Below are 15589 nucleotides of genomic sequence, written 5' to 3'. Positions count from 1 at the left end.
AAAATTTATCATAACCAGGAGTGAATAATCCCAATTAGTTCATCAATGTTACCTTTTTTAACCGGAACGGAAGGAATCGATTTCAAAAAGGCCTTCCCATACTTTGCTGTGATAATCCTTTTATCAAATACAACCATGATCCCTCTGTCATTTTCGGTCCGAATTAAACGGCCAAAGCCTTGTTTAAATCTAAGGATTGCTTCGGGGAGAGAATATTCCGAAAAGGCATTTCCTCCTAGACTTTCAATCAATTTACATTTCGCCTCTGTTAACGGTTCATCCGGAGGACTAAATGGAAGTCTGACGATGACAAGGCAGGATAGGTCCTCCCCAGGTATGTCCACCCCTTCCCAGAAGCTGCTTGTTCCAAATAATATGGCTTTTTCATACCGTTGAAAATTCCTTGTCAGCCTTGTTCGACTACCGCTCGTAATTCCTTGGGCAATCAGGGCAAAATCATTTAAAAAACCACTTTCTTTTATCAGTTCATAGGTTTTTTTTAGCATCTCATGAGCAGTAAAGAGAATTAGCATTCGTCCATTTGTCGCTTCAGCAATCGATATTATGTGCTCGGTGATCGCCACCACATATTCATCGATGGAAACCGTATTGATTTCCGGTAAATCTTCCGGTATAAGAAGCTGTACCTGTTGTCGATAGTCAAATGGTGATGGTATGCTTAGCTTTATTGTTGATACCGGTTCAAGGCCTAATTCTTTGATGATATAGTCAAAGGATTGGTTCACCGTTAAGGTTGCAGACGTAACGACAACCCCTTTTTTCACCTGAAAAAACTTATTTTTAAGAGCCGCTGCGACAGAAGCCGGCTGTGCAATAAACGTTGTCACATTCTGAGGTGCACGAATATCCATTTCAATCCATTTCACAAAATTCGATTCTTTAATAAAGCAATTATTTACCGTGTCCCTAAGTTCCTCAAGTTCATTTACGAAGGAAAGTATTTCCTCCAAAAGACCTTTTTGTACATTGGAAAGAGTAATTGCCTTCTTGGCTTTTATCCAATGAAGTCGTTCCGTGATGGCCGTATGCAAATCCTTTAGTAAAAAGGCAAACCTTTCTGCACTGTGAACAAGAGCAGTTTTTTCTTTTCCCCTCTCTTGATGGGAAAAGCGAACCTTTGCTTTATTAAAGCCTTTTTGGTTTGCTATTATCGTTCTAGCAAAAAGGGCGATTAACTTAAAGAATTCATCCATTTCATAGGTTAGATCAGCAGCCATTTGATTTAATGCAGAGGTAGGAATTAACTTTTCCTTTTGAGCAGGAATGGAGGCGATTATATTCTCCATTTGATAGAAAAGTTGTCTCTGTTCATAAAGACCAAATTGACTTAATAACAACCGTGTTGATAAATAATCTAAGGAATGGCCGAAAAACGTACTGGCCACTTTTTCAAAATGATGGCCCTCATCAATAATGACGTAAGCAAATTCAGGTAAAATCGAGCCTTCCCCTGCAAGATCGCTCAGCAATAATGAATGATTGGTAATAATAATATCTGCAGCCTCTGCATCTCTTTTTGATTTCAGATAAAAGTCACGCTCCAGCCATTCTTGACTTCGTGCAAAAATGGCTGGCTCATTCTTTATTTTATTCCAGAAAATATAGCCACCGCTTGAAAGGTTCAACTCATCCCGGTCACCAGTTTCTGTTATGGTCAGCCAAACAAGAATTTGCATTTTCGTTAAACCCGTATCGTAGTTATCATTTTCATCTGTAAGGGTCTGGCTGAATTTTTCTAAACTAATATAATGGTTTCTGCCTTTTAGCAGCACAGTGTTGAGCTTAAAGGGCAGAATTCGAGCCAAAAGTGGGATTTCCTTTTTCAAAATTTGCTCTTGTAATTGAATGGTATGCGTACTAACGACCACTGGAAGTCCCTTTTGTTTTGAAAAGTAGGCAATCGGGAGAAGATAACCAAGCGATTTCCCGACACCAGTTCCTGCCTCGATCAATGTATGACTATCACTCTGAAAGGATTGATAAACGGTGTCCATCATCGTGAATTGCCCTGTCCTTTTCTCGAACACTGTAAAGGCTTGTTTCACCAGCTTGATTTTTTCTTCTTCACTTGTAGGATATGGATATTCTTTTTTTCCTTCATCCGCTTTTGATTCCTTCTGATGCCTTCTTAAAGCAAGATTCCTAAAAATCTCAATTGTATTTGGCAATTTCTCGATAGTATCCCCATTTTCCACAAGTATTTCATCAAGTAGTTGCTGGAGATCACTTTTCAATCCACCCGACAGTTGTGAAAGCTGTTTAAGTGTTAGCAACGGTAATGAAGACAACCGTTTTAAAAAAATCTGGAAAAGTTCAGCAGTAACTAGTGCATCACTATCTGCTTGGTGCGGACGATCATGATTCAGGTTTTCTTGCTCAGCTAATTCAGATAGCTTATATCCATCGGCGGTTGGATAAAGAATTCTAGCCATCTCCACCGTATCAAGAACGGGGCCAAAAAAACCTTCTACACCTGATTGGAGTAGTTCTTCCTGAAGAAAAGACAAATCAAATAAAACATTATGAGCCACAAAATAGGCTCCATCTAACAAAGTCATTACCTTTTCTGCTATTTCAGAAAATAACGGGGCATTTTTCACCATTTCATCAGTTAAACCTGTTAATTCTTCAATAAAGGCAGGTATAGACCTTTTTGGATTAATTAATGAAGAAAATTCCTCTGTAATTTTTCCGTTTTCAATAACCACGGCGGCAAATTGAATAATCTTATCACCTTTTTTGGGAATGTTCCCGGTAGTTTCTAAATCGATTACAACGTATTTATTTAACATTTCCTTAACACCCCAAACCTTCATTCTTTAAAACGGTATCATATTTTTTCAAAAAGAAAAAGAAAAATCCCCGGGAAGCGGGGATTACATAATGGTGAGGGCTGGTTCAGCATGAATCAGTTCTTTAATATGATTATTTTCATCCATAATGGCCACTTTAGGCTGATGCCCTGGTACTTTTTCCTCTGGTACAAGTGCGTAGGAAATAATAATGACAATATCTCCAGGTTGAACTAGACGGGCGGCCGCCCCATTTAAACAAATAACTCCACTGCCCCTTACACCAGGAATAATATAGGTCTCCAAACGGGCACCATTGTTATTGTTAACAATTTGGACCTTTTCATTTGCGACCATTCCAACTGCATCTAAAATATCTTCATCTATTGTTATACTGCCTACATAGTTTAAATTTGCTTCAGTAACGGTTGCGCGATGGATTTTTCCATTCATCATGGTGCGAAACAAAAGTATTCCTCCCCTGTTGCTGCTTATTCTACTCTATATGCATGATTAAATTATCTATTAGTCGAACCTTAGTAAATTTTACTGCGAGTGCAATGATAATGGTACCCTCTAATTTTTCCAATTGCTTTAACTGTGGATAGGAAAAAATTTCGACATAATCAATTTGACCATTTGATTCACTAGTGATCATTTCACTAATCATGTTAATTAGACCTAACGGATTTCGCTCACCTTCATCGATTGCTTTTTTTGCTATTTGAAGGCTTTTATATAATATCGTTGCCTGCTGTCTCTCTTCTGGCAAAAGATTGATATTTCTGGAGCTCTTTGCGAGCCCGTCCTTCTCACGAACAATATCTACTGCGATAAGTTCGATTGGAAAATGAAAATCAGCAATTAAGCCCGCAATAACAGCCACCTGCTGGGCATCCTTTTTCCCAAAATAAGCCCTAGTTGGCATCATGATATTAAAAAATTTTGTAATCACGGTTGCGACCCCGTTAAAATGACCCGGGCGTGATGCGCCGCATAATACATCTGTTCGATCTTGAACAACCACTTTTACTGAGGAATCGTTTGGGTACATTTCCTCTACTGATGGGTAAAAAAGGTAATCAATCCTTTCAGCTTCTGCTAAAGCCCGATCCCGCTCAAAATCACGGGGATAGGTGGAAAAATCCTCCGTTGGACCAAACTGCAAGGGGTTAACGAAAATACTTAAAACGACAATCTCATTTTCCTGTCTTGCCTTATTTAAAAGGGTTAAATGACCCTCATGGAGAAACCCCATTGTCGGCACATAACCAATCTCTTTACCCAGACTCTTTTGTTTGCTTAATTCTGACTGCATTTCTTTAATGCTTGTAATGACCTTCATTCCTTACCTCCATACAGTACTTTGAGTTCCTGCTCCTTCATGGTAAAGGAATGTTTTTCTTCAGGAAATTGGTGGTTTTTAACATCAGCAGCATAGGCCTGAATTGATTCAATCATAAATGGATTGACTGAATGATATTGTTTCACAAACTTAGGAACCCGGTCGACACCATAGCCTAAAATATCATGGTAGACAAGAACTTGCCCGTCCACATCAATCCCTGCTCCAATTCCAATCACAGGAATGGAAATGGATTTAGAAACTTCCTCTGCCAGCTGTTTTGGGACACATTCTAGGACAATGGAGAACGCACCCGCTTCCTCAATCTTTTTCGCATCTTCAATCAACTTTTTGGCAGCTTGTGCATCTTTCCCTTGCACTTTATAGCCGCCGAGTACAAAAGCAGATTGTGGTGTTAAGCCCAAATGCCCGCAGACCGGGATGCCTGCTCTTGTAAGAGCAGTTATCTTCTCAATTACTTCCTCCGCTCCTTCAAGTTTAACCGCATGCGCTCCTGCTTCCTGAAGAAGTCTGCCTGCATTGATTAACGTATCTCTAATCGATAAATGGTAGGTTAAGAAAGGCATATCAGCTACAATAAACGTATCTTTTGCACCACGTTTAACCGCCTTTGTATGATGGATCATGTCTTCCATCGTCACAGGTATCGTCGAATCATAACCAAGGACAACCATTCCCAAAGAGTCGCCGACTAATATGACGTCAACTCCGCCTTGTTCTGCTTGTTTTGCAGACGGATAATCGTAGGCGGTTAACATGACAATCTTTTCATTACTTTCCTTCATTTTCAAAAAGTCTGTTGTTTGCTTCATCATTTTTCCCTCCTTAAATATGGGAGAGGGGATAAAACGAATCAGAAGAGCAAATAAAAAGACCCTACTGTAGGCAGAGGATCTAAAGTTACTCTTTTGCATATTCCATCCCTCTGTCCCGGTCCGTGTTACGGATCTAGGCAGAAACCATTTTTTTATTTTTAGGCGTTGCAGGTGCAGTTCTTTACAGATACTGCCCATTGGAATGTATTATAGCAAATTACACAAAAAGTTCAAGCTTTTATAACTCAATATCGGCAGAATAAACATAGTGAATAACACCTGTTTTATCTTCTAGTTTTAACACACCATCATCTGTTATTCCCAGTGCTTTTCCTTCGATCGTATTTGTTACCGTTCTTGCTCTTATGTGCTTTCCGATACTAATACAATAGCCCTCCCATAGTAGTTTTATTGGAAAAAAGCCTTGATCTAAATAGAGTAAATATAACTTTTCAAATTGCTTGAAAATATTCTTGATTAGGTAGCTTCTAGGAATAGGATCCCCATTCTCGATGAAAAGAGAACTAGCAGTTTCTTGAAGCTCTAATGGAAAATCTTCTTTCTGCTGATTAACATTTATGCCAATGCCGATAATAATCGAATGAATTCGGTCTGCTTCGGCCTGTAATTCTGTTAAAATTCCTGTTACTTTTTTTCCGTTTATCAATATATCGTTAGGCCATTTAATTTCGGGGATAAGGTCTGTCATCTCTTCAATCGCCTGTACAATTGCAACAGCCGCTAGCAGCGTCAACTGTGGCGCTTTTGGAAGCGGTATGTTGGGCCTAAGAATGAGACTCATCCAAATACCTGTATATTTTGGAGAATGCCATTTACGGTCCATTCTGCCCCTGCCAGACAGCTGCTCTTCGGCGATGATAACGGTTCCTTCCAGTGCATTCTCAGAAGCCAGACGGTGAGCAATCTTTTGGGTTGATTCCACACTCTCTTCATAATGAATATTTCTGCCGATGAATTTCGTTGTTAACCCAAGTCTAATTTCATCTGCCGTTATTTTTTCCGGTGTTTTCACAATACGATACCCTTTATTCCGAACGGCTTCTAGTTCAAAGCCCTCTTTCCTTAATTCCTCTATATGCTTCCAGACCGCTGTCCTTGAGCATCCAATAAATTCAGCCAGATACTGGCCAGATAAAAAGGATTCGCCGGCAGTTGTGAAAGCATCGAGCAATTCTTTTCTTATTTCAGATTGCACTCCATCAGCATCTCCTTAATCTTTTGTTTATCGTTTACTGCTTTACCTTCTACTATTTTCTGTTCAATCTTCATTAAGGCCTCTTTAAGCCACGGCCCGCCTCTTTTATTGAACCAATCCATCAAGTCAGTTCCTGTAACATTCATTTCGGAACGTTGTTTTATTGGCAGTGTCTCATATAAATGTATCCAGTAATCAACCGAATCGGTTTCCTTTATTCCTGTGAGGGCAAGGTACAGCTTTTCGGTGGAAATGATCTTGTCACGACCTGCGGAGAATAAGTCGTAAAGGGTCCATTCCTGTTGTAGTCTTTTTTTTAATAAAATAAAAACCTGTTGAATCTCTCTTATTTCTTTAAGTGGGAGGCGCCAATCTCTTAGAAATACCTCGATGGCTTTTTCTGTTATATCTAAACAGTAAATTAGTAATGTCCACATATCATTTTTATTAAGACCTTCGCAGTTAAACTTGAGCATTTCTTCTAACGGCTTTTTCTGCTGATTTAGTCCTGGTAAAAATGAATAGAGATTTGTTTCAAGGATTATTTCAAGTGCATTCCTCAGATTTTTGCCAACTAAAAGTTTTTCAAACTCCGCTCTTTTTCTTTCAACAGCAATATTTTCTAACAATGGAACCAGCTTCAATAAGGCTTTAACCGTCTCCTCTTCGATCTGGAAAGAAAGCTGGCTGACAAATCGAACAGCCCGCATCATTCTTAAAGCATCTTCCTGGAACCGATCACTCGCTCTGCCGACTGTTTGAATTTTCTTTTCCTTTATCGCCGAATATCCATCAAATGGATCGATTAGTTTTCCATTCCGGTCCATCGCAATCGCGTTCATGGTAAAATCTCTGCGCTGTAGATCCTCTTTTAAACTGCGAATAAAGGCAACCTCTTTAGGTCTTCTATAATCTAGATATTCTGATTCTGTTCGGAAGGTGGTAATTTCATATGATTCATTATTTACGAGGACAAGTACCGTTCCATGTTCAATGCCAATATCAACCGTTTTCGAAAAAATTCCTTTTACTTCAGCAGGTGTTGCTGCGGAAGCAATATCCACATCATCAATCTCCCGTTTTAACAGAAAATCTCTGACTGAACCGCCGACAAAATAGGCCTCATAGCCGGCATCCTCTAGCCTTTTTAATACAGGTATTGCCGATAAAAATGGTTCTATCATATCTTTCACCTTAATTCAGCAGCTTAAAATATAATTGTTCATACTGCTCGACAATTTGAGCTGCCTTGAATTTTGTTTTTACTGTTTCGATTGACCTTTGAGAAAATTGCCGATGCAGGTTTTTATCATTTAAGAGGGAATTAGCTTTCATTGAAATATCATCGATATCTCCTACCTCACAAATAAATCCCGTTTTCCCATGATTAATTACCTCTGGTATACCGCCAACATTTGTCCCTATACATGGGACACCGCAGGCCATTGCCTCTAAGGCAACAAGGCCGAAGCTTTCCTTTTCGGACAATAACAGCATTAAATCACTAATGGAATATAACTCCTCAAGGTTCTCTTGTTTTCCAAGGAAAAGGACTTGATCCTCTAAAGCAAACTCCCTTACTAGTTTACAAACAATCGAAATTTCCGGGCCATCACCAACCAACAGTAATTTCGCCGGCATGGTGGCCGAAATTTTCGCGAATGTTTTTACTATATCCTGTACTCGTTTAACCGGTCGGAAGTTGGAGACGTGAATAATTACCTTTTCATCTTCTTTTATCTCATATTCCGCCTTTAATGAACTTGCATCCGTTTTTTGATAGACACGTTCATCAATAAAATTATAAACCGTTTCAATTTGCTTATTGGGATTAATAAGCTCATATGTTTGATTAACCAGGGCATTAGAAACGGCCGTCACCACATCAGATTTTTCAATTCCAAATTTTATCGCATCAGTTAAGGATGGATCATAACCTAAAACGGTTATATCTGTCCCATGTAAGGTTGTGACAATTTTAATATCCCTTTGTGACATTTGCTTTGCCAAAATAGCGCATACGGCATGTGGAATCGCGTAATGGACATGGAGCAAATCCAATTTCTCCCGATTGGCTACTTCCGCCATTTTACTCGCTAAGGCAATATCGTAAGGTGGGTACTGAAAGACAGAATATTGATTCACCTCAACCTGATGATAATAAATATTGTGATACATTTTATTTAACCTAAAGGGAATGCTGGATGAAATAAAATGAATCTCATGCCCCTTTTCGGCCAGCATTTTCCCCAACTCCGTTGCTACTACACCTGAGCCGCCAACTGTCGGATAACAGGTGATCCCTATTTTAAGTTTCCGCATCGTTATTCTCCTATCAAATCACGCTTCAAAAGGACTGGCACTTTCGTTTTGAAGCCTTCAGCATATGTAACTCCAACAAGCTTACCAAACATTCTTTCCCTTGCCTCTACTGTTTCTATATACCCATTTACAAGCGGCGTAGCGAAGGTTTGGTCAGTTTGTTCAAATTGGCTTTTATAGGCCCTTAATGCAGCAAGCTTCTTATCAAAAAATTGTGAGATGTCAATTGTAAAATCCGGTTTATGAAAACCATTTATCATATAAAAATAAACTCTTTCGACCTTGTGTGGCGATTCATTACCGTCCGTTTGATATTTTCTGATTCCAGCAGAAAATACTGCCTCCTCCACAAGGCTGGCACAATTCCCATGGTCAGGATGCCGATCCTCATAATAGGGTGCGAACACAATTTGAGGCTTATGAGTTCTAATCACTTGGGCTATTGCTCTTATGTATTCTCCGTTTAGAAACAAGCCTCGATCGGGGAAAGCAAGTGAAGTTCGTAATGATACGTCAAGAACTTTAGCTGCATGGCTTGCCTCCTCTTTTCTAAGGGTAACATTTCCATTTGAAGAAAGGTCAGCATCGGTTAAATCACAAATTCCTACTCTTTTCCCTTCAGAAGTTAATTTTGCAATCGTTCCTGCCATGCCAATCTCAACATCGTCAGCATGCGCCCCAAATGCAAGGACCTGGAGATGGCTATTTCCCATTGTTTTCACCATTATCTTTAACAATATTTCTCCATTCAATCAGGCCCAGTTCTAACCCTCTTATTAATAACTCCGCTGTCCCCATATTTGTAGCGAGCGGGATTGAGTACACATCACAAAGTCTAACTAGGGCAGTCACATCCGGTTCATGCGGTTGTGAAGATAATGGGTCGCGGAAAAAGAATACCGCATCCATGTTATTTTTGGCAATCATCGCCCCGATTTGTTGATCACCGCCAAGCGGTCCAGACTGAAAACGGGTAATACTTAAACCAGTAGCTTCGCTTATTCTTAGTCCCGTTGTTCCTGTTGCGAATAAGGTATGCTTTGCAAAGATTGTTTGATAGGCGGTTGCAAACTGTACCAATTCATCTTTCTTTTTATCATGAGCTATTAAAGCAATATTCATATATAAGCTCCTATTCTAAAATATTTTCAAGTCCGTACACAAAGATATTTTGTTTCATAACTGTTTCGACAGCCACTTTCACCCCTGACATAAAGGAACCGCGGTGGAAGGAATCATGCCTAATCGTTAAAGTCTGACCATCAGCACCAAATAAAACCTGTTGGTGCGCGACAAGTCCTGGCAAACGGACCGAATGAATATGCATCCCCTCGTACTTCGCACCCCTTGCGCCTTGTAACACTTCCTTTTCATTTGGGTGTCCCTGGATTTTTGACTCCCTGACAGCTGTAATCATCTCAGCCGTTTTAACTGCAGTTCCTGACGGAGCATCAAGCTTTTGGTCATGATGCATTTCAATAATTTCGACATCGTTAAAATATTTTGCGGCCATTTGTGAGAATTTCATCATTAACACGGCACCAATCGCAAAATTAGGAGCGATAATACAACCCAGCTCTTTCTCATCACAAATTTCCTTTAATTCCTCCAAGTCAGCCATGGTAAAGCCAGTTGTTCCAACAACAGGGCGGACATTGTATGCTAGTGCTGTTTTGGCATGGTGCATGCCCACTTCCGGTGTTGTGAGGTCAATTAAGACATCTGCCTCAACATCCTGCAGACATTTTTCAAAATCGGTATAAATCGGCACATTATGTATTGAATGAAAGCCGTCTAAATCACTAAGCATCATTCCTTCATGTTTATGGTCAACCACAGCCATTAGTTCAAAATGATTTATATTAGTTACAAGCTTCACCGCTTCACTGCCCATACGGCCACGGGGACCGGCGATGATAATTTTAATTGAATTCATATTTGTCACTCCCTATTCTCCTCGTAAATTCTTGTCCACCGATTTTTATCTCTTGTCTTAAATTTATTCATAACATAATCATGTGCATCCTCAAGGCTGATATTTAAAGAATTAGCAAAACAAATTAGGACAAATAAAAGGTCACCAAGCTCTTCCTCAATTGCTTTTTCAGTTTCACTCGTTTTCTTCGGTTTCTCCCCATAATAATGATTTACTTCCCTTGCAAATTCGCCAAGTTCTTCCGTTAATCTTGCAAGCATCGCAAGAGGACTGAAATATCCCTCTTTAAATTGACTGATGTAAGTATCTACTTCTTGTTGAAGATCTATCATCGTTTTCCCGTTGGTCATGTATTTCACCTCTTTGATATGACTAATGATAATGTACATATATTTATTCCATTTTCATGTTAGCTAAATTAAGACTGTTTTACAAATGTTTTCATTTAAATTAGGCTCTTTTCCACTTCTCATTGCCCTAGCAATATTAATTCGCTATAATAAAACCGCCATAGGAGAGAAAAATATGGGAGAGGAGGAATGTTTATGATTTTTGGACTTAAAGTAAAGAACATCATGTTTATTCTGCTAGGGGCAGCCATTATGTCGTTCGGACTTGTCAATTTTAATATGCAGAATAAGTTGGCTGAAGGTGGATTCACAGGCATCACATTAATATTTTACTTTTTGTGGAAATGGGATCCTTCTTATACAAACTTACTTCTGAATATTCCTCTTTTTTTTATTGGGTGGAAGTTGCTAGGACGAAATGCTTTTTTATATACCATCATCGGTACAGTAGGAGTTTCGATTTTTCTCTGGATATTTCAGCGCAATACCATTGAAATGCCGCTTCAACACGATTTAACATTAGCTGCCTTGTTTGCCGGAGTTTTTACCGGGATTGGTTTAGGAATCATTTTCCGTTTCGGCGGGACAACAGGCGGGGTCGATATAATTGCAAGGCTTGTCCAAAAGTATATTGGCTGGGGCATGGGAAAAACAATGTTCTTATTTGATGCAGGTGTTATCGCCCTTTCATTGGTTACATATCTAAATTATAAACAAGCAATGTATACGCTTGTTGCTGTTTTTGTTGGAGCAAGGGTGATTGATTTCATGCAGGAAGGTGCATACTCGGCACGGGGGGCAATGATAATTTCCGAAAAGAACGATCAAATTGCTAAAAAAATCATGGCAGAAATGGACCGTGGGGTCACAGCCCTTAAAGGATATGGATCCTATACCAAAAGTGAGCGTGACGTCTTATATTGTGTAGTTGCTAAGAATGAAATCATTCGATTAAAAAATGTAATTACCTCTGTTGACCCGCATGCCTTCGTGTCCATTTCCGTTGTTCATGACGTCCATGGTGAAGGCTTCACCTTAGATGAAAATAAAATGCCGCTCGGCGACTAAAAAGCAATGTCCTGTTGGACATTGCTTTTTACCTTACGACCGGTCTTTTTTCATATTCTTATCGCCTTGGTACTTTCGCCAGCCTACATATGATAAGGTCATGATAATAATGCTTCCTGTCGAAATAATCACCCACCAAATACTTGGGTCTGCTTCATCCTCTTCCATATTGGCAAAAAGATTTTTCAAATCGATATCAAGGGCTTCAAGCTCTTGTTGGCTTTTTGAATTACTGACAACTTGGGAACGATATTCGTTAATAAAATCAATTCGTGCATCTAGTTTTTGAATATTTTCTATTGGCACATCAATTTTCATACTTGGATAAATAACATTATACAAGGATAAAAAGGTATTAAAGTTTGTATAAAAATGGGCCGTATCTCCCTTAATTGCTGCATCTTTTGCCTGGTGAAAAGCCGTCATAACTTTTTCTTCCATCTCTATCCATAAGGGTTGATGGCTTGTCGCGATTGCATCAATAACAAGACGGAATTTCGTTAGTTTATTTATTCTTTCCTCATATTTCATGTTGGAACTAACCGCCGCTTCCATTGCTTCATCATGGGAGGTATGAACAATTCTAACCTCATCCATTGTAAAAGGCCGCTCTTTACCAGTAATGCTTGTAAACTGGTCTGAAAAATAATCTAGCAATTTCTTGGCATCTTCATATCTTTGAAACTTCACCATTTGGAGTGCTTCATCAGAGATATTATCGAGCTTCTCCATTGGCGATTGTTGTTCGGCCATTACAGTTATGGGAGTTAGCATTATGATCATTGCAAATAAAAATATCCATTTAATTTTCAATCCTTGTCCCCCCTTTCATTACTAATAAAATGTATGAAGGGTTGGACAAGGTTAGACCATCTTTAATTGATAGAAATTATTTAATTTCAAGTTTATAACGGTTAGGCCTAAGGGAAAAATAATAGGCAAGACCGATTGAAAGAATAGAAAGCCAGAAGGTAAAGTAGCCAATTTGTGGTGTATATTGGTCAAGCATATGGTAACTTGGCATCATGAAAAAGACATAATCAATGACATCATTGTGTAGCGTCCAAATGGCGGTAACAATCAGGTGCCACCATTTAAAGCGATAAAAGGGAGTATATAATAGACCTTGGACCGCCATCGCAAAATGGGAAAAAATCAACATGTAGCCGATCCAATCTAGCTCTCCTTTTACAAAATAGACGAGGATATTCATCACAACTGCCCAAATCCCATATTTAAAAAGAGTTACAACCGCGAGGGCTTCTAAAAAAGGCCAGTTTTTTCCAAGTAAAAAGGCGATAAGGACAAAAACAAAAAATAAACTTGCCGTTGGGCTGTCAGGAACAAAAAGGAGAAAAATCGCCGGTGTCTCCTTTAACTGCCAACCGTACCAGTAATATCCGTAAGCAGTTCCAGCAATATTGACAATAAGTAAAAGTTTAAGAATTGACCGATTGGCTAAGAGAGGATAAATCCAACCCATAAATACACCCCTTTTCATTTACAGGATTAAAAAAGCTGACGATTCCCCGTCAGCTTTTTTACTAATTAACTTATTTACCAAGTCCTGCGATAAATTCAGAAAGCGTTTTAAGCTCTTCATCGGTACCTTTAAAGATTCCCGGTGGCATTTTACCACCTTTACCCTCTTTAGCAATCTTTGCTACCTCATCCGCAGATAAGCCTGTCCCAATTAGTGCTGGTGCACCAGGACCGCCTGAAAGGTTATCACCATGACAGGTAATACATGTATTTGCACTAGCTACTTTATAGCCAGCACTAGCTTTATCGATATCAACTTTTGCGACAATTTTACCTTGCCGTTCCGCCTGTGCCCAGTCGTGTGTCGAAACTGATTGCCAAGTTAAAAATACAATCGAAGCTATTGCTAACAACATAAATGCAGTTGCAAGCGGACGCTTCATGGCGCGGCGTTCCGTTCCTCGATCAAGGAATGGTGCTAGTAATAATCCGCCAAAAGCAAGTCCTGGCATAATCATTGCACCGACAACCGTATATGGACCAGATGCATATGAATATTTCAGTAATTGATACAAGAACAAGAAGTACCAGTCAGGTAATGGGATGTAACCTGTATCAGTCGGATCCGCTATCCTTTCAAGCGGAGCCGGATGTGCAACCGTTAAACATAAAAAGCCGACAAGAAACACGGCTCCTATCATCCATTCTTTCAAAAGGAAGTTAGGCCAGAACGCCTCTGTTTTACCAGGGTATTCTGAGTAATCTTTCGAAATCATTTTTTTTCGTACAGAAGGTGCCAAAACACGTGAATCACCTACGAATTTCATACCTTTACCGCGATGCATCGAGCAATCCCCCTCCTTTTTCCGTAGTATTTAGAAAAAACTAACGACTTTCCTAAAAAAGTTTTTAAAGCGGTCCGGAAATACCTTGTTTACGAATCATAATGAAATGCGCTCCCATTAATCCAAGTAATGCCCCAGGCAGGAAGAATACGTGGATTGCAAAGAAACGGGTTAATGTTTGAGCACCAACAATATGTTCATGGCCTGCCAGTAAAACCTTTACATAAGAACCAATGAATGGTGTTGCCTCGGCAATTTGCAGACCTACTTTTGTTGCGAATAACGCTTTCATGTCCCAAGGTAATAGATATCCTGTAAAACCTAAGCCGAGCATGACGAAGAAAATAAGTACTCCGACAATCCAGTTAAGTTCACGAGGCTTTTTATAGGCACCTTGGAAAAAGACGCGTAATGTATGTAAAAACAACATTACTAGTACTAAACTTGCACCCCAGTGATGCATTCCTCGCACGATTTGTCCATAAGCAACTTCATTCTGAAGATAATAAACAGACTCCCATGCATTTTTGATATCCGGCACATAGTACATTGTTAAAAACATACCGGAAAGAATTTGAATGACTGTAATAAAGAATGTCAGACCGCCAAAGCAATATACAAACGCAGAAAAATGATGCGCTGGGTTAACATGCTCGGGAACTTCATGGTCTGCGATATCGCGCCACAAAGGCGTAATATCTAAACGTTCATCTACCCAATCGTAAATTTTGTTTAACAATGATTACGCCCCCTTCCGTGGTTCAGCTTTACCTAAATAAAGATAACCGTCTTTTTCCTTGTATGGATATACATCAAGTGGTGCCAATGGTGGTGTCCCTTTAATGTTTTGGCCATTTTTCTCGTAGCGGCCATAGTGACATGGACAGAAGAATTGACCCGGATGTTCCTTGTCCGTATTCCAGTTAACAGTACAGCCTAAATGCTTACAAACAGGCGATAGGGCTACAATTTTATCTGTCTTATCATCACGATAGACCCATGCAGTACTAGTTACTTCAGACTCGTACCAGGCATCCTTTTGCTTAAAGGTAAAGTCAACTCGAACTGGCTCGTCAGTTAAATCAGAAACCTTTTGCTTGGTTGCAATAAAATCCCCTGCTTCCTCAGCCTTTAAAACTGGATCTACAGCAAATCGTACCATTGGCATTAACATTCCGGCTGCCATGAAGCCGCCTACACCTGTTAATGTGTAGCTTAAGAATTGACGTCTTGAAACGCGCTCTTTACTCATGCTTATCCCCCCCTCTATTCACGAAGTTAAGTCCAGCGGACAATTATTAAACACATATAAAACTAGGACATAACAATGATATATCAATCTTCAAGCAAGGTCAATATCATACTATTTTAAAAAC

At 39.5% G+C, this 15589-nt stretch carries 17 protein-coding genes; 1 reads left to right on the top strand and 16 read right to left on the bottom strand.

Annotation, left to right across the window (positions count from 1 at the left end):
- Positions 1 to 8: 8 nt before the first annotated feature.
- The 11 genes from dinG to BSO02S_RS00980 form a co-directional block, all read right to left on the bottom strand.
- Positions 9 to 2813 carry an ATP-dependent DNA helicase DinG gene (gene dinG / locus BSO02S_RS01030; RefSeq protein WP_066061045.1) on the bottom strand — a complete coding sequence of 935 codons (2805 nt, stop codon included), beginning with the start codon at positions 2811 to 2813 and terminating at the stop codon, positions 9 to 11.
- 84 nt (positions 2814 to 2897) lie between these two features.
- Positions 2898 to 3281 (bottom strand): aspartate 1-decarboxylase, encoded by a 384-nt coding sequence (gene panD / locus BSO02S_RS01025; protein WP_066061039.1) that lies wholly within the window; start codon positions 3279 to 3281, stop codon positions 2898 to 2900.
- 28 nt (positions 3282 to 3309) lie between these two features.
- Positions 3310 to 4158 carry a pantoate--beta-alanine ligase gene (panC, locus tag BSO02S_RS01020; protein WP_066061034.1) on the bottom strand — a complete coding sequence of 283 codons (849 nt, stop codon included), beginning with the start codon at positions 4156 to 4158 and terminating at the stop codon, positions 3310 to 3312.
- Complete coding sequence (panB, locus tag BSO02S_RS01015; RefSeq protein WP_066061031.1) at positions 4155 to 4991, bottom strand: 3-methyl-2-oxobutanoate hydroxymethyltransferase; 837 nt, start codon at positions 4989 to 4991, stop codon at positions 4155 to 4157. The genes panC and panB overlap by 4 nt, the downstream gene beginning before the upstream one ends.
- A gap of 241 nt (positions 4992 to 5232) precedes the next feature.
- Positions 5233 to 6210, bottom strand: coding sequence for a biotin--[acetyl-CoA-carboxylase] ligase (locus BSO02S_RS01010; RefSeq protein WP_066061028.1), 978 nt, complete (start codon positions 6208 to 6210; stop codon positions 5233 to 5235).
- Positions 6195 to 7394, bottom strand: coding sequence for a CCA tRNA nucleotidyltransferase (locus BSO02S_RS01005; protein WP_066061025.1), 1200 nt, complete (start codon positions 7392 to 7394; stop codon positions 6195 to 6197). Before BSO02S_RS01005 ends, BSO02S_RS01010 begins: the two co-directional genes overlap by 16 nt.
- Before the next feature lie 10 nt (positions 7395 to 7404).
- Entirely contained in the window at positions 7405 to 8532 is a 1128-nt protein-coding gene (gene bshA / locus BSO02S_RS01000; RefSeq protein ID WP_066061022.1) for an N-acetyl-alpha-D-glucosaminyl L-malate synthase BshA, read from the bottom strand.
- A 2-nt stretch (positions 8533 to 8534) separates the two neighbouring features.
- Positions 8535 to 9245, bottom strand: coding sequence for a bacillithiol biosynthesis deacetylase BshB1 (bshB1, locus tag BSO02S_RS00995; RefSeq protein ID WP_066061019.1), 711 nt, complete (start codon positions 9243 to 9245; stop codon positions 8535 to 8537).
- On the bottom strand, positions 9235 to 9654 hold the full coding sequence (gene mgsA, locus BSO02S_RS00990) for a methylglyoxal synthase (protein WP_066061016.1): 420 nt from the start codon (positions 9652 to 9654) through the stop codon (positions 9235 to 9237). The genes bshB1 and mgsA overlap by 11 nt, the downstream gene beginning before the upstream one ends.
- A gap of 10 nt (positions 9655 to 9664) precedes the next feature.
- On the bottom strand, positions 9665 to 10468 hold the full coding sequence (gene dapB / locus BSO02S_RS00985) for a 4-hydroxy-tetrahydrodipicolinate reductase (protein ID WP_066061170.1): 804 nt from the start codon (positions 10466 to 10468) through the stop codon (positions 9665 to 9667).
- A gap of 5 nt (positions 10469 to 10473) precedes the next feature.
- Positions 10474 to 10818 carry a nucleotide pyrophosphohydrolase gene (locus BSO02S_RS00980; RefSeq protein ID WP_066061013.1) on the bottom strand — a complete coding sequence of 115 codons (345 nt, stop codon included), beginning with the start codon at positions 10816 to 10818 and terminating at the stop codon, positions 10474 to 10476.
- A 195-nt stretch (positions 10819 to 11013) separates the two neighbouring features.
- On the opposite strand from BSO02S_RS00980, the gene BSO02S_RS00975 reads away from it, so the two are divergent.
- Positions 11014 to 11886 carry a YitT family protein gene (locus tag BSO02S_RS00975; RefSeq protein ID WP_066061010.1) on the top strand — a complete coding sequence of 291 codons (873 nt, stop codon included), beginning with the start codon at positions 11014 to 11016 and terminating at the stop codon, positions 11884 to 11886.
- Positions 11887 to 11919: 33 nt separating this feature from the next.
- On the opposite strand, the gene ypjB is transcribed toward BSO02S_RS00975, so the two are convergent.
- The 5 genes from ypjB to BSO02S_RS00950 all read right to left on the bottom strand — a co-directional run bounded on the left by ypjB (position 11920) and on the right by BSO02S_RS00950 (position 15465).
- Complete coding sequence (gene ypjB / locus BSO02S_RS00970; RefSeq protein WP_235846827.1) at positions 11920 to 12699, bottom strand: sporulation protein YpjB; 780 nt, start codon at positions 12697 to 12699, stop codon at positions 11920 to 11922.
- 76 nt (positions 12700 to 12775) lie between these two features.
- Positions 12776 to 13369 carry a lipoprotein heptaprenylglyceryl N-acetyltransferase LhaT gene (gene lhaT / locus BSO02S_RS00965; protein WP_066061007.1) on the bottom strand — a complete coding sequence of 198 codons (594 nt, stop codon included), beginning with the start codon at positions 13367 to 13369 and terminating at the stop codon, positions 12776 to 12778.
- Positions 13370 to 13439: 70 nt separating this feature from the next.
- Positions 13440 to 14213 carry a menaquinol-cytochrome c reductase cytochrome b/c subunit gene (locus tag BSO02S_RS00960; protein WP_066061004.1) on the bottom strand — a complete coding sequence of 258 codons (774 nt, stop codon included), beginning with the start codon at positions 14211 to 14213 and terminating at the stop codon, positions 13440 to 13442.
- Positions 14214 to 14277: 64 nt separating this feature from the next.
- A complete protein-coding gene (gene qcrB, locus BSO02S_RS00955; protein WP_066061001.1) occupies positions 14278 to 14952 on the bottom strand; it encodes a menaquinol-cytochrome c reductase cytochrome b subunit in 675 nt (224 codons plus the stop codon).
- Positions 14953 to 14955: 3 nt separating this feature from the next.
- On the bottom strand, positions 14956 to 15465 hold the full coding sequence (locus tag BSO02S_RS00950; protein ID WP_066060998.1) for a QcrA and Rieske domain-containing protein: 510 nt from the start codon (positions 15463 to 15465) through the stop codon (positions 14956 to 14958).
- Between the last annotated feature and the right edge of the window lie 124 nt (positions 15466 to 15589).

The organism is Neobacillus soli NBRC 102451 (genome assembly GCF_001591665.1).
GTDB classification, from domain to species: Bacteria; Bacillota; Bacilli; order Bacillales; family Cytobacillaceae; genus Neobacillus; species Neobacillus soli.
The sequence above is the reverse complement of the archived record's forward strand: the minus strand, read 5'-3'. Positions and strand labels throughout refer to the sequence as shown.